This window comes from Sedimenticola selenatireducens, from assembly GCF_007625115.1.
Taxonomy (GTDB): Bacteria; Pseudomonadota; Gammaproteobacteria; order Chromatiales; family Chromatiaceae; genus Sedimenticola; species Sedimenticola selenatireducens_A.
Window position 1 is genome coordinate 43,902 of sequence record NZ_VMNH01000006.1, and the last position, 20,420, is coordinate 64,321.

The 20,420-nt window shown below is 48.6% G+C and carries 24 protein-coding genes; 19 read left to right on the forward strand and 5 right to left on the reverse strand.

Annotated elements, in window-relative coordinates:
• The first annotated feature begins 94 nt into the window (after window positions 1–94).
• The 5 genes from ftsB (at window position 95) to truD (ending at window position 4,691) form a co-directional block, all read left to right on the forward strand.
• On the forward strand, window positions 95–391 hold the full coding sequence (gene ftsB / locus FHP88_RS06815) for a cell division protein FtsB (protein ID WP_313957285.1): 297 nt from the start codon (window positions 95–97) through the stop codon (window positions 389–391).
• Complete coding sequence (gene ispD, locus FHP88_RS06820) at window positions 388–1,101, forward strand: 2-C-methyl-D-erythritol 4-phosphate cytidylyltransferase (protein WP_144358285.1); 714 nt, start codon at window positions 388–390, stop codon at window positions 1,099–1,101. Before ftsB ends, ispD begins: the two co-directional genes overlap by 4 nt.
• A gap of 8 nt (window positions 1,102–1,109) precedes the next feature.
• Window positions 1,110–1,586 (forward strand): 2-C-methyl-D-erythritol 2,4-cyclodiphosphate synthase, encoded by a 477-nt coding sequence (gene ispF / locus FHP88_RS06825; RefSeq protein WP_144358286.1) that lies wholly within the window; start codon window positions 1,110–1,112, stop codon window positions 1,584–1,586.
• Window positions 1,587–1,685: 99 nt separating this feature from the next.
• Window positions 1,686–3,590 (forward strand): ATP-binding protein, encoded by a 1,905-nt coding sequence (locus tag FHP88_RS06830; protein WP_144358287.1) that lies wholly within the window; start codon window positions 1,686–1,688, stop codon window positions 3,588–3,590.
• A gap of 69 nt (window positions 3,591–3,659) precedes the next feature.
• Window positions 3,660–4,691, forward strand: coding sequence for a tRNA pseudouridine(13) synthase TruD (gene truD, locus FHP88_RS06835; protein ID WP_144358288.1), 1,032 nt, complete (start codon window positions 3,660–3,662; stop codon window positions 4,689–4,691).
• Here truD and FHP88_RS06840 read toward each other — a convergent pair.
• Entirely contained in the window at window positions 4,679–5,239 is a 561-nt protein-coding gene (locus FHP88_RS06840) for a Smr/MutS family protein (protein ID WP_144358289.1), read from the reverse strand. The genes truD and FHP88_RS06840 overlap by 13 nt on opposite strands.
• Window positions 5,240–5,364: 125 nt before the next feature.
• On the opposite strand from FHP88_RS06840, the gene surE reads away from it, so the two are divergent.
• The 6 genes from surE (at window position 5,365) to FHP88_RS06870 (ending at window position 10,324) form a co-directional block, all read left to right on the forward strand.
• Entirely contained in the window at window positions 5,365–6,117 is a 753-nt protein-coding gene (surE, locus tag FHP88_RS06845; protein WP_144358290.1) for a 5'/3'-nucleotidase SurE, read from the forward strand.
• The gene (locus FHP88_RS06850; RefSeq protein ID WP_144358291.1) at window positions 6,114–6,776 is read left to right on the forward strand and encodes a protein-L-isoaspartate(D-aspartate) O-methyltransferase; all 663 of its coding nucleotides are present in this window, start codon (window positions 6,114–6,116) and stop codon (window positions 6,774–6,776) included. The genes surE and FHP88_RS06850 overlap by 4 nt, the downstream gene beginning before the upstream one ends.
• Window positions 6,776–7,360 (forward strand): YqaA family protein, encoded by a 585-nt coding sequence (locus FHP88_RS06855; RefSeq protein WP_144358292.1) that lies wholly within the window; start codon window positions 6,776–6,778, stop codon window positions 7,358–7,360. The genes FHP88_RS06850 and FHP88_RS06855 overlap by 1 nt, the downstream gene beginning before the upstream one ends.
• A gap of 66 nt (window positions 7,361–7,426) precedes the next feature.
• Entirely contained in the window at window positions 7,427–8,317 is an 891-nt protein-coding gene (locus FHP88_RS06860; protein WP_144358293.1) for a peptidoglycan DD-metalloendopeptidase family protein, read from the forward strand.
• A 29-nt stretch (window positions 8,318–8,346) separates the two neighbouring features.
• Window positions 8,347–9,336: an RNA polymerase sigma factor RpoS gene (gene rpoS, locus FHP88_RS06865; RefSeq protein WP_420492992.1), complete on the forward strand. Its 990-nt coding sequence runs from the start codon at window positions 8,347–8,349 to the stop codon at window positions 9,334–9,336.
• Between the two features lie 229 nt (window positions 9,337–9,565).
• Window positions 9,566–10,324, forward strand: a complete 759-nt coding sequence (locus FHP88_RS06870; RefSeq protein WP_186297641.1) for a helix-turn-helix domain-containing protein — start codon at window positions 9,566–9,568, stop codon at window positions 10,322–10,324.
• A gap of 11 nt (window positions 10,325–10,335) precedes the next feature.
• Here the strand turns inward: FHP88_RS06870 and FHP88_RS06875 are convergent, their stop codons facing one another.
• Window positions 10,336–10,728 (reverse strand): SirB2 family protein, encoded by a 393-nt coding sequence (locus FHP88_RS06875; protein ID WP_144358296.1) that lies wholly within the window; start codon window positions 10,726–10,728, stop codon window positions 10,336–10,338.
• A gap of 272 nt (window positions 10,729–11,000) precedes the next feature.
• On the opposite strand from FHP88_RS06875, the gene ubiU reads away from it, so the two are divergent.
• Window positions 11,001–11,996 carry a ubiquinone anaerobic biosynthesis protein UbiU gene (gene ubiU, locus FHP88_RS06880; RefSeq protein ID WP_144358356.1) on the forward strand — a complete coding sequence of 332 codons (996 nt, stop codon included), beginning with the start codon at window positions 11,001–11,003 and terminating at the stop codon, window positions 11,994–11,996.
• 12 nt (window positions 11,997–12,008) lie between these two features.
• On the forward strand, window positions 12,009–12,929 hold the full coding sequence (gene ubiV, locus FHP88_RS06885) for a ubiquinone anaerobic biosynthesis protein UbiV (RefSeq protein ID WP_144358297.1): 921 nt from the start codon (window positions 12,009–12,011) through the stop codon (window positions 12,927–12,929).
• Window positions 12,930–12,959: 30 nt separating this feature from the next.
• Here the strand turns inward: ubiV and ubiT are convergent, their stop codons facing one another.
• On the reverse strand, window positions 12,960–13,496 hold the full coding sequence (gene ubiT, locus FHP88_RS06890) for a ubiquinone anaerobic biosynthesis accessory factor UbiT (protein WP_144358298.1): 537 nt from the start codon (window positions 13,494–13,496) through the stop codon (window positions 12,960–12,962).
• Window positions 13,497–13,564: 68 nt separating this feature from the next.
• Entirely contained in the window at window positions 13,565–14,998 is a 1,434-nt protein-coding gene (gene cysG, locus FHP88_RS06895; protein ID WP_144358299.1) for a siroheme synthase CysG, read from the reverse strand.
• A gap of 173 nt (window positions 14,999–15,171) precedes the next feature.
• On the opposite strand from cysG, the gene FHP88_RS06900 reads away from it, so the two are divergent.
• From FHP88_RS06900 to dsrE2, 3 genes are all read left to right on the forward strand, one after another.
• Window positions 15,172–15,492, forward strand: coding sequence for a rhodanese-like domain-containing protein (locus FHP88_RS06900; RefSeq protein ID WP_144358300.1), 321 nt, complete (start codon window positions 15,172–15,174; stop codon window positions 15,490–15,492).
• A gap of 148 nt (window positions 15,493–15,640) precedes the next feature.
• Complete coding sequence (locus FHP88_RS06905; protein ID WP_144358301.1) at window positions 15,641–15,871, forward strand: sulfurtransferase TusA family protein; 231 nt, start codon at window positions 15,641–15,643, stop codon at window positions 15,869–15,871.
• 45 nt (window positions 15,872–15,916) lie between these two features.
• On the forward strand, window positions 15,917–16,396 hold the full coding sequence (dsrE2, locus tag FHP88_RS06910) for a sulfur carrier protein DsrE2 (RefSeq protein WP_144358302.1): 480 nt from the start codon (window positions 15,917–15,919) through the stop codon (window positions 16,394–16,396).
• 95 nt (window positions 16,397–16,491) lie between these two features.
• On the opposite strand, the gene FHP88_RS06915 is transcribed toward dsrE2, so the two are convergent.
• On the reverse strand, window positions 16,492–17,727 hold the full coding sequence (locus FHP88_RS06915; protein ID WP_144358303.1) for an OmpP1/FadL family transporter: 1,236 nt from the start codon (window positions 17,725–17,727) through the stop codon (window positions 16,492–16,494).
• A 320-nt stretch (window positions 17,728–18,047) separates the two neighbouring features.
• On the opposite strand from FHP88_RS06915, the gene FHP88_RS06920 reads away from it, so the two are divergent.
• From FHP88_RS06920 to FHP88_RS06930, 3 genes are all read left to right on the forward strand, one after another.
• Window positions 18,048–18,947 carry a hypothetical protein gene (locus FHP88_RS06920; protein ID WP_144358304.1) on the forward strand — a complete coding sequence of 300 codons (900 nt, stop codon included), beginning with the start codon at window positions 18,048–18,050 and terminating at the stop codon, window positions 18,945–18,947.
• Between the two features lie 151 nt (window positions 18,948–19,098).
• A complete protein-coding gene (locus FHP88_RS06925) occupies window positions 19,099–20,013 on the forward strand; it encodes a selenium metabolism-associated LysR family transcriptional regulator (RefSeq protein WP_144358305.1) in 915 nt (304 codons plus the stop codon).
• A gap of 89 nt (window positions 20,014–20,102) precedes the next feature.
• Window positions 20,103–20,405 (forward strand): hypothetical protein, encoded by a 303-nt coding sequence (locus FHP88_RS06930; RefSeq protein WP_313957286.1) that lies wholly within the window; start codon window positions 20,103–20,105, stop codon window positions 20,403–20,405.
• Window positions 20,406–20,420: the final 15 nt, after the last annotated feature.

The window sequence follows — 20,420 nt, forward strand, 5'->3', positions numbered from 1 at the left end:
GCTGTAACCAGTGAAGTTCGCGCCCTTTTTGTTTTCTGGGGTCGTATATCATCATGATCCAGTTTGTGTAAGCAGCCAGTAGAACGCATATCGAATGATAATAAGGACTCTAATTTTACTGCTCATTGTCATGCTGATGGTGCTCCAGTATCGGCTCTGGGTGGGTGAAGGAAGTTTGGCAGAATTGTATCTGTTGAAAGAGGATATCGAACTGCAGAAGGCTGAATTACAATTGATGCGCCGCCGCAATCAGGCGCTTCAGGCTGAAGTAAATGATCTAAAAAAAGGCCTGGAGGCGATTGAGGAGCGGGCGCGAAATGATCTGGGAATGATTAGGGAAGGGGAGATTTTTTACCAGATTATTGAGTCTGATAAGAGGGCTAGAAAGTGAAAGCTGAGCCGCGTTATTGGGCGGTGGTTCCTGCGGCAGGAATAGGCACTCGGATGGGCTCCGATGTGCCGAAGCAGTATCTGCTTTTGAACAATCGACCGGTCATCGAACATGCGCTACAGGCACTGCTGAAGCACCCTAAGATTGTAAAAGTGATTGTAGCCATTGCGGATTCCGATCACTGGTGGGCCAACACGTCTGCATCAAGACACAGCCGGGTACAACGTGTGCTCGGTGGTACAGAACGTGCCGATTCCGTGCTGAATGGGTTGTTGTCTTTGCAGGGTGACGCAGATGCTGACGATTGGGTTTTGGTGCATGATGCAGCACGGCCCTGCCTGCATAGGACCGATCTTGAGAATCTCATTGAAACACTACGACATCATGCCGTCGGGGGCCTATTGGGCTACCCGCTGAGTGACACGATAAAGCGCGTCAATGATCAAGCATCGGTGTTGGAGACATTACCCAGGGAGCAGCTATGGCGTGCGTTCACACCACAGATGTTTCGATATGGGGCCTTACAGGCTGCCTTGGAGTGTGCCCGAAGTTCTGCACTGCAGGTGACGGATGAGGCGAGCGCAATCGAGCTGGCTGGTTTGATCCCACAACTGGTGGAAGGCCGCAGCGACAATATAAAGATAACCCGCCCAGAGGACCTTGAGTTGGCCCATTTCTATTTAAATCAACACAGTCGAGACCAGGAATAGGAACCGTTATGCGGATAGGACAAGGCTATGATGCGCATCGATTTGCCCCAGGTCGGCCGCTTGTTCTCGGCGGTGTAACGATTGATCATCCACTTGGGCTGGAAGCCCACTCAGATGGTGATGTTGTTATCCATGCACTGTGTGATGCGTTATTGGGTGCCGCTGGATTGAGAGATATTGGCTACCATTTTCCAGATTCCAGTAATGAGTTCAAAGGGATCGACAGTAGAAAGCTGCTCGTACGGGTGATGGCGCTCCTGCTAAATACCGGATGGGTGCTGGGGAATGCTGATATTACGGTGGTTGCTCAAGCACCAAAACTCAAGCCCTACATTGAGTTGATGTGTCACAATCTGGCGACCGATATGAATGCAGACTGTGGCAGCGTCAATGTAAAGGCCACTACGACTGAAGGGATGGGCTTTGCTGGGCGCGCTGAAGGGATTGCCTGTTACGCTGTCGTATTACTCACAAGGTCAACCTAATAGCCATTACTCCAGTATCCTGATTGGCTGCCGCTGAACAGTTGTTACTGATTCACGGTCACGGCCGAATAGCGCCGGTCCTTTTCCTGTGGAGCGCGGGTGGAGATAAAACGCAGAAACAGCCTATCTTTCAAGCAGGCGATGATCACCATATTGGCGGTGTTCATCATTGGCCTGGTGTTTTCGCTGTACCAAATTACTACGGACTTGAAGCAAGAAAAAAAGCGCATTGACCAGACGGTCAATCAGGTCCTGAGACTGCTTGAGTTTCCGGCTGCTCAAGCGGCCTTCAATCTGGATAATAATCTCGCAAAACAGGTTGTACAGGGACTGTTTGAGTATGCACCAATCTATCAAGCTGAGCTTAAGGATGATCTCGGTGGTGTCTTGGCCAGTGCCGAGCGTGCACCGGCCAGTACCCGTCTGCGCTATCTGGCCAATCTGTTGGTGGGTAGCAGCAAACAGTATCAGTGGCCCCTGATATGGAAGGAGCGCACGAAGCCAGTGGGTATGGTGACTGTTCTGGTGGATCCTTACCTGGTTACTAAAGGTTTTTTTGACCGTGCGGGGTTGCTACTGACATTTGATATTGTGAGTAATCTGATATTGGCGTTGCTGTTGAGTGTTATTTTTTACTTCACTTTAACCAAGGCATTGATAAAGACCGCCGCTTCCTTTGCTGGAATCAACCCGGCCGATTCAGCCGATAGAAAGATCCGCATGCCCCAAGGGCATCGTCAGGATGAAATCGGTCAACTGGTGAATACAGGTAACCGGGTGATCAATGAATATCGACTGCATATTCGCCAACAGGAGGAGTCAGAGGCGGAATTGAATAGATTGCGCAATCTATTCAGCAATGTGGTTGATTCCATGCCATCTGCACTCATTTGTGTGGATGTGGAGTTAAAGGTGATTCAGTGGAATCATCAGGCGTCAATCATTTCAGGATGTACTGCTGAGCGTGCTATTGGGCAGCATCTGACAGTGGTTTACCCCTTGCTGGCACAGGAGGTTGGATCTGTCAGAGATGCCATCCTGAAAGGCACCTCGGCTCACGATAGGCGCTTGATATCTAACGAGGAAGAGGAGGCGCGACTCTATGATTTGACCATCTATCCATTGACGACAAATGGCATTGATGGTGCCGTTATTCGTATCGATGATGTGACTGAGCGAGTGCGAATCGAAGAGATGATGATTCAGTCAGAGAAGATGCTCTCAATTGGTGGCTTGGCGGCGGGTATGGCCCATGAAATCAACAACCCTCTGGCAGGTATTCTGCAGAACATTCAGGTGATCGAAAACAGAATAAAGGTCGATTTGCCTGCTAACAGAGATGCAGCAGCGGCCTGTGGTACATCCATTGAAGCAGTGACTCACTATCTTACTGAAAGAAAAGTCTACGACATAATAGGGCGAATCAAGGAGTCGGGTAAGCGTGCGGCAAAGATAGTTGAGAACATGTTGAATTTCAGTAGAAAGAGCAATCGAAAATTTGAAGCTCAGGATATGGCTGAGCTTGTTGAGGGTTGTATTGAGTTGGCTGCGAATGATTATCGTGCAGATCAAAACATAAACTTTAAACAGATTAAAATTATCAGGGAATATGCTGATTCATTGCCTTATGTATCCTGTGAAAAGAGCCAGATTCAACAGGTCATACTGAATCTGCTAAAAAATGGCGCACAAGCGATGGCCTCAAGCCGTGAAAATCAGCTGCCGCCTCAATTTATTATTCGTCTGCAGCCTGAAAGTGAATTTTTCAGGATTGAGATTGAGGATAATGGTCCAGGTGTTGCTCCAGGATTGGCAAAACGTATCTTTGAGCCATTCTTTACTACGAAACCTATCGGTGTAGGTACCGGCCTTGGGTTGTCAGTCTCTTATTTTATTGTTACGGAAAATTATGGTGGCGCGCTTTCTGTTGAAACAGCCAACTCGGGTGGAGCTCGGTTTATACTCCGGCTCCCTTATAAGCCGTCTGAGTCGTGTCGTGTTTGATTCAGATAGACGGCTATCACCGCGTGGTTAAGTTACAATGCCCGCTTTATCAAATCTGGATGACTTAAAGTGGCAGACACAGAAAACGATATCCTCCCCTTTGCTTATGGAATGCCGCAGTGTTCGGGTGTAATTCGATCCGTTCCAGAAGATTTCAGGGTAGATGAGATACCGGCCTTTGAACCGGATGGTGAAGGCGAACACATTCTTCTGCATATCGAGAAGCGCGACAGTAATACGGACTGGATAGCCGGTCTACTGGCGCGTTGCGCCGATGTCTCCCGTGCAGATGTCAGCTATGCAGGACTCAAGGATCGGCATGCGGTTACCCGGCAGTGGTTCTCCATCCGATTGGCCGGCAGGCCAGAGCCGGATTGGCAATCTATTGAATCTGATGAGTGTCGAATACTCGACAGCGCTAGGCATAGCCGAAAGCTCCGAATTGGCGCGCTCAAAGGTAATCGTTTTAATATTCGAGTCAGATCATTTCAGGGCGATGTGGATGGATTGCAGGCAACATTGAATGCCATCGCTTTGTATGGGGTGCCTAATTATTATGGTGAGCAGCGATTCGGTACCCGTGACTCTAATCTGGATTCTGCCCGTGCGCTTTTTTCAGGTGAGTTGAAACGTGTCAAACGCCAGAAGCGGGGGTTCTATCTCTCCGCCGCGCGCTCTTTCTTGTTCAACCGGGTTTTGGCGGCTCGGGTTGCCGCAAGCAATTGGAATAAGCCCCTGGCAGGTGAGCGAATGATGCTGGATGGCACCCGTAGCAGTTTTCTGGCCGAGGAGATTGATGATCTTCTGCTGGATCGTCATGACCGTATGGATATTCATGTCTCAGGACCACTCTGGGGGCGAGGAGAATCTATGGTAACTGGAGAAGCGGCCAAACTTGAACAAGAGGTGCTGGTTAATCTGGGCTTCTGGTGTCAAGGGCTGGAGCAGTTTGGTCTCAAAATGGAGCGGCGTGCGCTGCGTATGCCGGTCTCTTCGTTAGAGTGGTCGCTTGAGGGGGATCTGTTGGATCTGGCGTTTACTCTACCTAAGGGTTGCTTTGCCACCACGGTACTTAGAGAGTGTATTAACTATCGCCAGTGATCCTCTCTGAATCCCTTGCGAGAGAGCAGAACATAGACCGCACCTGTTCCCCCATCAAAGTGGGGCGCTGAGCAGAATGCCAATACCTCATCGCGTTGTCGGAGCCACTGATTGATTTTCTGTTTAAGAATCGGTTGCTGATCTTCAGAACGGGAGCCCTTGCCGTGAATGATCTGTATGACACGCAGGCGGTAGCGTATGGCATGAGCGAGAAATCCGGCGAGGGCTTTACGGGCCTCGATTACCCGAAGACCATGCAGATCAAGGATTGATTCGGGTGGTATCCTACCGCGACGCAATTCTTGAAAAAGTCGGTGCTGAATGCCCGGTCGAATGAACTCAAGTTCTTCTCCTGTTTCAAGATTGAGGTCAACAAAATGATCGCTTAAATCATCACCCATTGCTTTTGGATTGAGCGGGAGAGGAATGGGTTTTAGTTTGGGCTTATAGGGTGTGGTTTTGTCATGTTCATGCGGCACTGCATCTTCCATCTCTTTTTGGAAAAGTGCATCCACTGTCTCGTGATTGTCTGGTTCTTCGCTGTTCATGGCGGGATTTAGTATATCAATAGTTTGGAGATAGTGCCGATATAGGATGAATGCTGGTCGAGTAGTTGGGGCATTTCCAGTATAGTTTGACCTTTGATCCAGTGAATCGGACACTTTGATTCTGTATGAAGATTTTATTGAGTAATGACGACGGCTATTTGGCACCAGGCCTGAGGATTTTGGCGGCTGAATTATCTGCCTTGGCAGAAATAACAGTGGTGGCGCCTGAGCGCAATTGCAGTGGTGCGAGTAATTCTCTGACCTTAGAGTATCCGATACGGGCAGAGCTTGCTGATAATGGCTTTATCCGGGTTGATGGTACCCCTACTGATTGTGTGCATCTGGCGATCACCGGGCTTTTGGATGATGAGCCGGATATGGTCATCGCGGGTATCAATGCGGGCGCTAATCTGGGTGATGATGTGCTCTATTCGGGTACTGTTGCGGCCGCTACCGAAGGGCGCTTTCTGGGCTTGCCTGCGATTGCCCTGTCCATGAATGCGCATGATCCAAAACATTTTGCTTCTGGAGCCCGTGTTGCGCGTGAATTGGTTGAGCACCTTCAGGCAGAACCATTGCCATCAGATACCATCATTAACGTGAATATCCCCGATCTGCCGTATGAAGAACTGAAGGGGTACCAGGTGACGCGTCTGGGTCACCGCCACCGGGCTGAACCGGTAATTCGGGATACAGATCCTCGAGGTCGCGTGATTTACTGGGTCGGTCCAGCGGGCCTCGAACAGGATGCCGGTGAGGGGACAGACTTTTATGCCATTCGGGAGGGTTATGTCTCTGTCACACCGCTCCAAATAGATTTGACGCGACACTCGGACATCGATCGATTAAACGGCTGGCTCAGCAGGATGGCGCGATGAGTAGTTCAGTGCATCGTGGTATCGGGATGACCTCTCAGCGCACAAGGGAGCGACTTATACAGCGTTTGCGGGATGAAGGTATTCAAAATCAGACAGTGCTGGAGGTGGTCAGAAATACCCCGCGACACATCTTTGTTGATGAGGCCTTGGCCAGTCGGGCATATGAAGACACGGCGTTACCCATTGGTCAGGGGCAGACGATATCTCAACCCTTCATTGTCGCCAGAATGACGGAGCTGTTGTTGGAAGGCGGACCTTTGGAGACCGTGCTAGAGGTTGGCACTGGCTCTGGTTATCAGACGGCTATTTTGTCAAAGCTGGTAAAGCGGGTATACAGCGTTGAACGCATCAAATCACTGCAGCTGGCGGCCCGAAAACGATTTCAAGAACTTCATCTGCGAAATATTCGCTTACATCATCGAGATGGTGGCATGGGATTGCCCGAATACGCCCCCTTTGACGGCATTTTGGTAACCGCTGCCCCTGAGGGGATACCGAGAGCCCTGGTAGATCAACTGAAACTGGGTGGGCGTATGATATTGCCTATTGGAAGCCGTTCTGAACAAGTGCTGGTACGCGTGACACGAACAAAAAACGGTTATGACAAGGAGTTGCTGGAACAGGTCGTGTTTGTCCCGTTGTTGGGAGGAACCCTCTAATGAAGCTGTTTTCGTCGCTCTATAAGCGTGTTATAGCCTGGTCACGTCATCGCCATGCTCCACGGTATCTTGCCGGACTCAGTTTTGCCGAGTCCTCCTTTTTTCCTATTCCTCCCGATGTGATGTTGGCACCGATGACCCTAGCCAATCCAGGCAAGGCATGGAACCTGGCGTTTATTACAACAATTGCGTCTGTGCTGGGTGGATTACTGGGTTATTTCATTGGACTGTTTGCCTTCGATTTTGTTGAGCCGTTGCTGCAGTCAGCGGGCTATTACCCCAAATATCTGGTGGCAAGGGAGTGGTTTTCTGAATGGGGCTTTTGGGCCATCTTTATTGCCGGTTTCTCTCCTATACCCTACAAATTGTTTACCATTACTGCGGGGGTTATTTCCATGTCCCTGCTGCCATTTGTACTGGCTTCATTCATTGGCCGTGGCGCCCGTTTTTTTTTGGTCGCGGGCTTGATGGCCTGGGGTGGCGAAAGAATGGAAGATGCCTTACACAAGTATATCGATAGAATCGGTTGGGCAACGGTATTGGTACTTGGGGGAGCAATCGTTTGGGTTAAAACTCAAGGGTAATGATTACTTATTGATAGCGTAAGTCATCGAGGAACAGCATCAAACAGGGGGAAAGAGTGGAGAGCGATGGTTGGCACTGAGGCCTTTGGTCTAAATCAAAAGGTAGCCACTTATGCGCTGACCAGATCTTTCTGGCCCCGTTATGCCTGGGTGATTATTCTACCATTCCTACTGTTCCTGTCAGGATGTACTGCCCCGGTACGTGCGCCCGTAGTGTCCAGAGAAGCCCCCACTGTGAGTCGTCCAACTGTAAGGCCGTCTACCTATCGCGTACAACGTGGCGATACACTCTACTCAATTGCCTGGCGTTTTGGCATCGACTACTCCTCGATTGCTCGCTGGAACGGTGTTCGTTATCCCTATACGATTTATCCAGGCCAACGGCTCTCGCTTAGACCCATAACAAAAGCCAGGCGAAGCGCTCCGCAGATTGCCCCTTCCACAAAAACCTCAAAAACCCTAAAAACTCAGGGTGCCACCGCTACCCATAAGTCTGTAGTATCAGATAAAAGGGTATCTGACGCGGCCACAAAGGGCGTAATATCTAGATCGAATAATGGGAAAAAGACGACTGATTCCCTAAAGTTACAGTGGTTGTGGCCGACAAAGGGTTCATTGGCGGAACGCTTTGTAAAAGGCGATCCGGTACGAAAAGGCGTAAAGATCAACGGGCGATACGGAGCCTCTGTCAACGCAGCGGAATCAGGGAAGGTGGTCTATGCAGGCAATGGCTTGATTGGCTACGGACGGCTGGTGATTATTAAGCATAATAAAAACTATTTAAGCGCCTATGGATACAATAGAAAAATACATGTAAAAGAAGGTGATACGGTTGAGAAGGGAGTGCGTATTGCTGAAATGGGCAGTGATGGTAACGGAAAGCCAATGCTTCATTTTGAGATCAGGCGCAATGGAGCGCCAATCGATCCTCTGAAGCTGTTACCTCGCCACCCCTGATTTGCAGATCGTTGGATCAGCAAGAATTCATCAGGAGGGATTGTATGGTAAAACATCAGGTAGGTAAGGAGAGCGAAGAGGATGCTGCCGTTAAAAATTCCTCTGACAAAAAATCACGGATGAGGAAAAAAGCTGATTCTGATGTGAAACTGATCACTGAAAATGATGGAGGCGCCTCTTCATCTGCCCAGATGGATGCCACACGCCTCTATTTGAGTGAAATAGGCGGTTCGAAACTGCTCACTGCAGAAGAAGAGGTCACTTTAGCGAGATTAGCGCAGAAAGGTGATGTTCCTTCTCGCCAAAGGATGATCGAGAGTAATCTTCGGTTAGTGGTGAAAATAGCGCGTCGCTATATGAATCGGGGGTTGGCGCTACTCGATCTGATTGAAGAAGGCAATCTGGGCTTGATTCGAGCGGTTGAAAAGTTTGATCCTGAACGCGGATTCCGATTTTCCACTTATGCAACCTGGTGGATTCGTCAAACCATCGAGAGAGCCATAATGAACCAGACGCGTACCATTCGTCTGCCGATTCATGTAGTTAAAGAGATCAATGTTTACCTGCGTGCTGCCAGGAAGCTAACCCAGCAGCTGGATCATGAACCGACACCGGATGAAATCGCCGATCTGTTGGATAAGCCGATTGATGAAGTTAAGCATATGCTCGGATTAAATGAGCGTATAACTTCTGTGGATACACCCTTTGGTAAAAATGCAGATAAACCTTTACTGGATACCATTCCGGATATCCAATCGGAAGATCCCTCGGATAGTCTGCAAACTGAAGGAATGACGGCCAACCTGGATGAGTGGCTAAATAAGCTGAATGACAAACAACGTGAGGTGGTTGAAAGACGGTTTGGTTTGCACGGATATGAAAATGCCACACTCGAACAAGTGGCTAATGAGTTGGGTGTAACCCGCGAACGGGTCAGGCAGATTCAGATGGATGCGCTTAAACGGCTGCGTAGCATTTTGGAGAAAGATGGGTTTTCTGTCGACGCCTTGTTTAAATAAAGGTTTCTTCTGTAATCATCTGAGCGCCCTGCCAGGGTCATACTGGCAGGGCGTTTTTTATAGTGTAGAGGCCTGGAGGTATCCCAAGGTAATAATTTTGTTTGGTTTTTTTATAGTTTGATGGTTAAACTCTGTTCGTGAATGAGAATTGATGCTAGAAGGCGTATAGATCCCATTGGGTGATGAAATGGGATTATAAATTGTAACTAACACCAAATTGAATTGAATGATGGATAGACTGAGAAAACATATTCCGCAAATTGGCCGTAATAGAGTTCCAGAGCGACCCGCTCCAGGTGAGGTGGCCTGTGAGGACTGTGGTCTGGATCCAATGTGCTCAATCCTGGATTATGCCGATGAGCAGAGTAACGTGCCTGAGGGCGTGCTGTTGCGGCGTCGCCATGTTGCGCGTGGAGAGACTATTTTTCTCAAGGATGATCCATTCCGTTCGGTTTTTGCGGTTAAGTCTGGATCGTTTAAAACTTATATACCCAAAGCATCAGGTGTTGATCAGGTTGTCGGATTTCATGTGATTGGTGAGTTGGTTGGTATCGAGGGTCTTTCCGGTCAGCGTTACCCCTATACTGCCAGGGCGTTGCAGGACAGCAGCGTCTGTGAGCTCAGATTGGAATCACTCTCCAAGAGCGGCCGTGAGCGTGAAGAGCTACAGCAAGGCATTATTAAGATGTTGAGTGCGGAGGTAGCGTTCAATCATCAACTGATTACCGCATTGATTCATCAAAGCGCCGATCAGCGACTCGCAGGCTTTCTGCTCAGTCTCACCAAACGCTTGCATACTCGTGGGATGCGTCAGATCGAATTTCAGATCGGTATGTCGCGCAGTGATATCGGCAGCTATCTTGGTCTGGCCAGTGAAACTGTGAGTAGAGTACTGACACGGTTTCAGAAGCAGGGCTTGATCCAACTGCGTCACAAGCGTCTACAAATACTCGATGCCGATGGTTTGAGTGAAGTGGCTGAACACTGAGAACTGCACAGTTAGTGCAACAGGTAATTCCAGGGATAGACCATCCTTGTCAGTGCGACTGAAACGATATAACCGACGCATGCAAGTGCCATCAATCCAAAGTAGAGCCTGATCTGACGGCTTCTGGCCCACTTCAGGGCGTACATTCCCAGTATGATATAAACCAGTAGTGCAATCAGTTTGGCGGTCAGCCAGGGTGCTGCAAACGGGTATTGCTGGCTGAGTAGGGCCAGTCCAATACCGGCAATCAGTAGCAACGTGTCATTAAATTGGGACAGCCGGCGGACCCAGGGTCGATTCACTCGTCCTGACCGGTTCATCATCCAGATCAAGCGTAGGGTAAAAAAACTGATTGTGAAGATGACCGTGCCAATGTGCAGGGATTTAATCCAGTAATAGATCATGGGTACTCGTTGTGAAAAGCCCTATATCGCGCTGGAGGATACCCAATAGCGGTGATTAAACCAAGTGATGTCGTTGGTATAGACTGGGTAAATACCCATGCGAATTAGGGGTTGTTTGTCTCCTGCTTCGGAAGGGATAATTACCCGATATTGTTGCAGGAAATTAGATGCAAGCTGTTAATGCACTCATTTGTCTAATTGCGCACATAACAGTGGCTTGCCTCGCTATGAGAGGTTTCCTGCCCCGAATGACACGAAAGAGTGACTGAATGATGGAATTAGTATGTCCTGCCGGTAATCTTCCTTCGCTTAAGGCCGCTGTAGATAATGGTGCGAGCGCGGTTTATTTTGGTTTTCGGGATGATACCAATGCACGTCATTTTGCAGGTTTGAACTTTGGACCCGCCAAGATTGCGGAAGGAATCCGCTATGCCCACCAGCGGGGAGTGAAAGTATTTCTCGCGCTCAATACCTATCCCCAGCCTGATGGGTGGTCGCGCTGGCAGAATGCTGTGGATCAGGCCGCAGATCTTGGTGTGGATGCCATGATTGCCGCTGATATTGGTGTGCTGGATTATGCCGTCAATCAATACCCGGATTTGAAATTGCACCTCTCAGTGCAGGGCTCTGCGACAAACTACGAAGCACTTCAGTTCTACAAGGATAATTTTGGTATCAGAAGGGCTGTATTGCCGCGTGTACTCTCGCTGGGACAGGTTGAGCACGTGGTGAATAATAGCCCGGTAGAGGTTGAAGTCTTCGGATTTGGCAGCCTTTGTGTGATGGTCGAAGGGCGCTGTATTCTCTCATCCTATGCAACGGGCCGCTCGCCCAATACATACGGTGCCTGTTCACCCGCCAGTCATGTAGAGTGGCGGGAAACGCCGCAAGGCCTTGAGACCCGGCTAGGCGGTGTTTTGATTGACCGTTTTGCTAAAGGAGAAAATGCCGGCTATCCAACGCTCTGTAAAGGGAGTTTCCGGGTGGGTGATAATACCTACCATGCAATGGAAGAACCCACCAGTCTGAATACATTGGCGCTGTTGCCTCAACTGCAGGCAGCGGGTGTTGCTGCAATCAAGATAGAAGGGCGCCAACGCAGTCCGGTCTATGTTGAACAGGTGACTCGGGTTTGGCGTGCTGCGTTGGACGCCTGTCAGCGCGACCCTGAAAACTACGCGCCACAGGCGGAATGGATGGCTGAGCTGGGTAAGGTCTCGGAAGGGACGCAAACCACGCTCGGTGCCTATAGTCGTCCCTGGCAGTAAGGTCTGTTAACTATGAATGCTAAGCCGAAACTCTCACTCGGTCCTGTCCTCTATTATTGGGCAAAGGATCAGTTGCTCGACTTCTATGAGGAGATGGCTAGCTCTCCCGTGGATATTATCTATCTCGGAGAAACCATCTGCTCAAAGCGAAGTTTAATGCGGACGGATGATTGGTTTTCCCTGGCTGAGCGCTTGTCAGCCGCAGGCAAGGAAGTGGTTTTCTCCACCTTGGCACTGCTGGAGGCTGAGTCTGAACTGAAGCGATTACGTCGTCTGTGTGACAACGGTAAGCATCTGGTTGAAGCGAACGATATGGGCGCTGTGCAGATGATGCGCGGTAAGCCATTTGTCGCGGGTCACAGCGTCAATATATACAACGAACGCACTTTAAATCTGCTGGCTCGACAGGGTTTAAAGCGCTGGGTCTTTCCGGTGGAGCTCTCCAAGCAGACTTTGAAAGTAATGCAAGAGCTCAGGCCGGAAGGGGTGGAGACAGAATTATTTGCATACGGTCGTCTGCCGCTGGCCTATTCAGCGCGCTGTTTCACCGCTCGTGCTTACAATTTGCCGAAAGACGACTGTCAGTATCGGTGTCTGGATTTTCCGGATGGACTGACACTTTCTGCGCAGGACGACACGCGTTTTCTGGCACTGAATGGTATCCAGACCCAGTCTGCGCATACTTTCAATCTGATATCAGAGATTGATCAGATTCGTGAGTTGGATGTTGATGTCCTGCGAATAAGCCCACAGGCCCATCACACAGGAAAGATTATTGCGCTGTTTGATCAGTGCCTGAGAGGGGATCTATCTCTTGAGTCAGGTGGTGAGAAACTCGATCGTCTGATCCCAGTGGGTTCATGCAATGGCTACTGGTATGGAGATGCTGGCATGGAAAACAAGGCTCAGGCGGCGGCTCAGGCGCTGCTATAAACCTGTTTTCCAATCATGATCAGTTCAGAATCAACTGCGGCGTAGTAACTTTGGTATAGGCAGTTTAAATGCCGGTTTTGGCAGATTGGGTACACGTCCGATGAGGGTTGTCACACCATTAAGCATTTTTAGGAATGGACCAATTCTCCCTTCCAGTTCCAAAGCATCTAGAAAATTCTTCACATAAAGCCCTAGCTCCGTATCACCACCAAGCCGCAGGCGGCGGTTGAAGAACAGCGTGTCGGCATCTTCACGCCGTGTAGCGAGCAGTAAGAAATCGTAGATGGTCCCTTCGATGCTGAGATTGTGAGGTTGCTTTTTATCGGCAGCCTGTAAAACGCCGTCGCGGAGTGTAATGCTAAAACTCAAGCGAGCATCAATGACATCCACCCGCATCACCTTGTCACTGAGAAAGTCCAGCTCACCATCCGCCAGCTCTGGAGCGAATAGCTTGTTCAGTATCTTCACCATCATAAGGCTATATGAGGTACTGGACACGAGACTGAGTGGGAGTGCCAGCGGTGCCGGTAGAAAAGGATTCTCAGGTAAGGTGGATGAGTTTTTCATAAGCTGTCTCTAACCCGCGTATGTTTTCATATGTGTACCCTGAAAAGTAACTGCACGTCGAAACTCGATCAGCTATCTTCCCGGATTATAGGAGAAGTTGCGCCCGTTCTAGGTGTTTCGGGTGCTTTATACCAACTCAGTTTTTCCTGTAGCTCTACGACTTGCCCGACAATAATAAGCGTCGGTGGTTTGGGTTGCTCCCGTTCAACAATCGCTTGGATATTACTTAAGGTGCCTGTGAATACCCGCTGTTTCTCGGTTGTGCCCTGTTGAATCAGCGCAATGGGCATCTCAGGAGAGACACCATGCTCAATCAGCTTTTGGGTGATGACCGGCAGGCCAACCAAGCCCATGTAAAAAACAACTGTTTGATGTGGCTGAGCCAATTGAGTCCAGTTCAGATTGATCGAGCCATCTTTCAGGTGGCCAGTTACGAAGGTGACCGATTGTGCATAGTCCCGATGAGTCAGCGGGATTCCCGAGTAGGCCGCGCAACCGGACGCGGCGGTAATAGCCGGAACGACCTGGAAGGGTACGCCTTCTTCGGAGAGGGTATCAATCTCTTCGCCACCCCGTCCGAAGATAAAGGGATCTCCGCCCTTTAGACGGACAACCCGTTTGCCTTGCTTGGCCAAGTCCACCAACAGTTGGTTGATCTCTTCCTGACGCATGGCATGATGATCACGTTCTTTGCCCACATAGATGCGTTCGGCATCACGGCGGGTCATTTCTAGCACAGGTGCGGCAACCAATCGATCATAAACCACTACATCGGCCTGTTGCATGAGACGCAAGGCGCGGAATGTGAGTAGGTCCGGATCACCTGGTCCTCCGCCGACCAGATAGACCTCGCCCATTTGATTGTCTGCATCTGCTTCTTCAAGGGCACGAACCATGCTGGCGTCGGCTTCTTCGATATGTCCTGAGAAAATTCTTTCCGCTACACCACTCTGCAGAATTTTTTCCCAGAAAATCCGTCGATCAGATGGGTTTTCAAAACGTGCCTTTACGCGATCGCGGAAGCGATTGGCCAGTTCTGCCAATCTTCCGTATCCGGCGGGTATGAGTGTCTCCAGCCTGCTGCGTATCATGCGTGCCAAAACGGGAGAGGCTCCGCCTGTTGAGATGGCCGCAACGACAGGGGATCGGTCGATAATTGAGGGCGTGATGAAGGTACAGAGTTCAGGCTGGTCGACCACATTCACAGGAAGATGGCGAGCACGTGCTTCTTCGGATACTTGCTTGTTTATGTCTGCATTATCTGTCGCGGCAATGACTAAATAGGCATCATCCAGATCGCTGGATTGATACGCTCTACAGTCATACTCAATCTGTCCCTGATCAACGGCACTTTGTAGATCAGGGCAGAGCGATGGAGAGACTACCCGAATCTTTCCTTGAGCCTTTAATAGCAAAGTGACCTTTCTCGCGGCGACTTCGCCACCGCCAATTATCAGGCTTGTTCTGTTTTTAATATCGAGGAAAATGGGAAAAAAATCCATCGGCTACCTTCAGTCGCGGTCATTGTGTCTTTGAGCCTGATTGTCATGCTCATAGAATGAGGCGGAACTCTAACATGCGGCTATGAGTGGAACAATAAATAGCATAGCTTGAATATATTAGTAAATCTATAATATACTAAATAACTAGGGTAATCATCGCAAGAGAGTCAATCGTGGTAAAAGAGATCAATTCAAAAGAGCTAGAGAGCAAACTGGCAGCAAACGAAGAACTCTACTTGCTGGATATTCGTAGCGAGGCCGAGGTTGCTGGTGGTGTGCTGCCTCACTCAACCCACCTTCCAATGCATTTAATTCCCTTGAAAATGAATGAGTTTTCAGGTGAAAAAGATATTGTTCTTTACTGCCGCAGTGGAGCACGTTCTTACCATGCTTGTATGTATTTGATGCAGCAGGGTTTTAATAACGTGGTCAACCTGCAAGGTGGCATTATCGACTGGGCCCGTAATGGCTACAGCATTGTGGCCTATGGATGAGTGTTGCACTGAGCAGAGATGGATCTGCAATCTAACGTATCGGGCGAGTGGTCTTGCATGGGTTTGATCGGCTTGCGTTTGCTCGATAATTAGAATATAAGATACGACTGATTTTCTTACAACGAAACGAAAGATTTGGAGGTTTACCATGGCTGATTTTGATGACGAGTTGGATGCGAGCGGTCTGAACTGCCCACTGCCTATTTTGCGCGCGAAGAAGAGCCTGACCGCACTGGAGTCTGGCAAAGTTCTGCACATTATTGCGACCGACCCTGGTTCAGTAAAAGACTTTGAAGCCTTCTCAAAGCAGACCGGCAATGAGCTGATGGAATCGCGTGAAGAGGGCGGTAAATTTCATTTTCTGATCAAAAAGTCATAATCCGACAAATCAGAAATCAATTCTTATCCACTGGAGGATATTCAGATGGAAGCAAAGAAATTAGCCATTATTGCAACCAAAGGATCTTTGGACTGGGCTTACCCGCCATTCATCCTGTCATCCACTGCGGCGGCGCTTGGGTATGAGGTAGAGATATTCTTTACCTTCTATGGTCTCCAATTGCTTCGTAAGAAGCTCGATCTACAGGTCACCCCACTGGGAAATCCCGGTATGCCGATGCCATTGGGTATGGATAAGTGGTTCCCTGTGTTAGGCACGGCACTGCCAGGTATGCAGTCCATGATGACCATGATGATGAAAAAGAAGATGGCAGATAAAGGTGTCGCCGGTCTTGAAGAGCTGCGTGAGCTGTGTCAGGAAGCGGAAGTTAAACTGATCGCCTGCCAGATGACTGTGGATCTATTTGATATGGACACATCCGAGTTCATCGATGGTATCGAATATGCCGGTGCAGCCCGTTTCTTCGAATTTGCCGGTGAAAGTGATATCTGCCTCTATATCTAAGTAGGCTTGTATTGCGATAAAAAGCCGCGCTTCTGATCGAAGCGCGGCTTTTTTATGCCGAATGATAAACCGGGACAAGCCCGGTTTATTTCGAGTTAGAACTTGTACTCAAGCCCAACGGTTAATAGATAAGCCGCAGCATCCTTCACTGTAGCAGTTGAAAATGCGCCACCTGTTCCAGTATTTCCATCAGCAGGAGTTAGAGATAGTTCATCCTTTTTGTCATAGAGAAAAGCGCCGCCAATTGTCATTTTGTCTGAATATTTGTACTTAGCACCCAAGGAGAAGATCTTCGCATCAGTATCTGGTAGCTCGAAACCTAAGTATTTATTGTCAATTGGCGTTTTGTCGTAGGCGAATCCTGCCATTAAATCCCACTTGTTATTTAGTTTATGACTAATACCTATGCGATAGGTATCACTATCAGACCAATTTTTTATACTTGGGTTGTCGAAAGCAGCGAGTCCCGCATGTATGGTTGCAAGATTTACTGAATAGTTGAAATCTAGTTGATCATAAGCTGACCAGTAGGTTCGTTCAAAAACAAGTTCAACGGTGGTATCTGGTGTTACATCATAAGCCGCTGCCAGATTTAGTGCTGCCGGCACTGGAACCAGCACTGATACATCTCCGTTATACATTGTGGTAGGCCCTGCGGTGAAACCGATGCGGGCATCACCGGAAACAGTTAGGTCTATTTTTGATCTATAAGTGGCCGCCAGTGAGAGCACGTCCGTTGGCTTGAACAGCAGTGCTAGGTTGTAACCGAAGTCAAATGAATCACCATCCATATCTCGAAAACCAGCAGCTGGAAGTCCGCTTTTTACAACGCCCATGCTATAGATAACTCGAGCACCTGCTGCAACTGAAAACTGGTCGTTAATCTTATAAGCAGCGGTAGGGTTGATTTCAACAGTTTTGAGGGTAAATTCTTCCGCTGTTGAAGCTCCAAGGCCAGACCATCTTTTAGTTAATCCAGCAGGAGTTACTACGGACAACCCAAATCGGGCATTACCCATTTCAGGGCTCACATAGTGAAAAGATGGGATTAAGAAATTCTCTTTCTTTGATGAATCGCTGCCACCAGCACCTGAATAGTCCATACTTGTAAGGTGAATGGCTGTCAGATTTGCCTCAAGTGATGCACCGCTTTCGTTAAACACCATTGCAGCAGGATTATAATAGGCGGCATCTGCTCCATGGGCATTGGCGACATAGGCTGCTGAAAGCGCCGTCCCATTTATTGAGTTCTCTGGAAGTTTGTAGCCCGCAGCAATTACTTGGCCCGATGCCGCCAGTGAGATTGCAGAGACAAGTGCAAGTTTTTTCATTTTGTGGATTCCCCGGTAAGTTTCATGAGCCAATGGCGGCCAGTTAATAGTAAGGTCATTTTGACCCGTTGGTCGTTATTAAGGGGGGCGCACGTCGACCATTTATATAATTATTCGGCAGAATCTAGCATCTTGTTTTTATTTGCACAACCGTTTGAAACAGGGTGCGAATTGTTTATTGTTTTTTTGTGCATTGATATTTATCAGTTTGATGTACTGCACAATTTAGACCGACGCTCTTTTGATTTCATTGGAATGGTTCGTTTTTCCGACCAGAACGGTGCATTATAGGTGCACGCATTGATCACGATGGTACTGGAATGGATCTCCCTATTACATATAAACAGTTATATGTTTTATTACTTTTCCTTGGCAGCTCTTGGATGGCCTTTGCAGACGCCCCCTTGCTGCGTCCTTATATCCTCTCGTCTAATGTGCAAGGCGATATGAGCAAATCATCAATTGAGGTGAAAGAGGCGCTGGTAAGAGGTGGTTTTGAATTGATCGGCGAATATGAGCCGGATGCAGAGAGTCACGTGCTGGTTGTTACCAATGACTATCTTAAAAATATTGCGAGAACTGACCTTGGGGCGGTGTTTGCGGTTGCACAAAGCGTCAGCTTGACACGCGTAAGTGGCAAGATCCAGATTGCCTATACTAATCCACAGTATTATCAATACGCCTTTCAGATAAAGGCTGACTTAAGCGTGGTGAATCAACAACTCAAGGAGGTGCTTGGCGCTCAAGAGTCTTTCGGTGCGAGGGGAATTTCTCAGGAGAAACTCTCTACCTACAAATATTCCTACGGAATGGAGTCTTTCGAGGATTTCTTGCAGTTAGGCCAATATAATAATCAATCGCAGGCACTGAAGCATGTCGAGCAGAATCTATCTGCTTACTCTGAAAGGCTTGGTAAGGTTTTTAAAATTGATATTCCCGGTATAGCGACGACTATTTTTGGTGTGTCGATACACCAGGGGCAAGGGAGTGATAGGGCAATTTCAGCAGCCGTGGATTCGGCGATACTCAAACACACACCTCGATTGCCGTATAGCGTAGTGGTTCGAAGGGGTAAGGTATTTGCATTACATCCACGGTTTAAACTTCCGTTGGATTTCCCCGATATTAAGCGGACGGGCGATCATAGCTTCACGCGGATTATTAGGGCGCCTGGAGCCATTGAGGCGACGCTGCGATTGCTCACGCAGAAGCCAGAGTAACGGGGCTTAGCGTCATACCTCGATTGATGCTGGGATGCTGTGATGAAGTGATATGATATTAATACTTTATAATTTTCTAAAATCGTTGGCTATTTCAAGTACAGGTATGCTATAAAAAGATTTTATTAGAATACTTTCTGTGGGGAATCATATGGCCGATCGCAGACTCCAGGTGTTTCATACCGTTGCACGGTTGCTCAGTTTCACCAAGGCAGCAGAATCTCTTCATATGACGCAGCCGGCAGTGACTTTTCAGGTCAGGCAGCTTGAAGATTATTTCAATACCCGACTATTTGATCGAACGCACAACCGCATTAGCCTTACTGATGCGGGCGCCCATGTTTACGAATATGCGGCAAAAATTTTCGAACTCTATGCTGAGATGGAAAATTCAGTACGCGCGATGACAGGCGAGATCAGCGGATCACTCACTATCGGTGCCAGTACCACGATTGCTGAATATATGCTTCCAGCGTTGTTGGGTGACTTCAAGGTTAAGTATCCCGATGTAAATATTCATCTCAAGGTCTCCAATACCGAAGGCATTGTTCATATGGTGGAGAACAATGCGATCGACCTGGGTGTTGTTGAGGCGCCGGTGGCCAACAAAAATCTGGTTGTTGAGATGTGCAAGGCTGATCAGCTGGTGGCTATTGTTCCTCCAGGACATCCAGAAGCAGGGCGTTCAACGCTCACTTATGAAGATCTGGTTAAGTATCCGTTCATTTGCCGAGAAGAGGGCTCTGGAACCCGTGAAGTGATTAATGAGTACCTTGCTCAGATCAAGGAAAATGTCGATGAACTGAATATTTCCATGGAGTTGGGCAGCCCTGAGGCGGTGAAGGGTGCTGTTGAAGCGGGTATGGGTATTTCTGTTGTCTCCAGAGCAACAATCCAGAAAGAGTTGAAATTAGGCACGCTGGTGGCGATCAATCTCGCCCCTTCACTTGAAAGGCCGTTTTCTTTTGTACATCAGAAGCAAAAATTCAGGGCGCGTGTGATGGAAGAGTTGCTGGAATTTGCACAGAAGTATTGCGAAGAACATAAGAACGACTGTATTGACTGAATATGTTGCTGCCTAAGCAGAAGCTTTCAGAGGATACTCGAAAGCTAGTCAAACTGTATTCAGCATTGTGTGAACAGGATAAACTCAGCATGCTGGCCTTTGCTGAGTTTCTTGTTGAGCGTGCGGGTGAATCAGGTCAATCTGCTCAAGTAGAAATATCCCTTGAGCCTGTGCCGTTGCCCCGTCCAGAGAGTGAAAGCGTTGTGGCAGCGATCAAGCGACTCTCGGCCAGTTACCATATGCTGGAAAAATCAGATTTATTGACCGAGACATCCTCTCTGATGACCGCGCATATTATGCAGGGGCGTGTCGCTACAGCGGTAATTGATGATCTGGAAGCCCTGTTCAGTCGTCATCACAGGGAGTTTGTTTCAAAGCAGCGTGAAGAGTAAGTAAAGATTAATTCA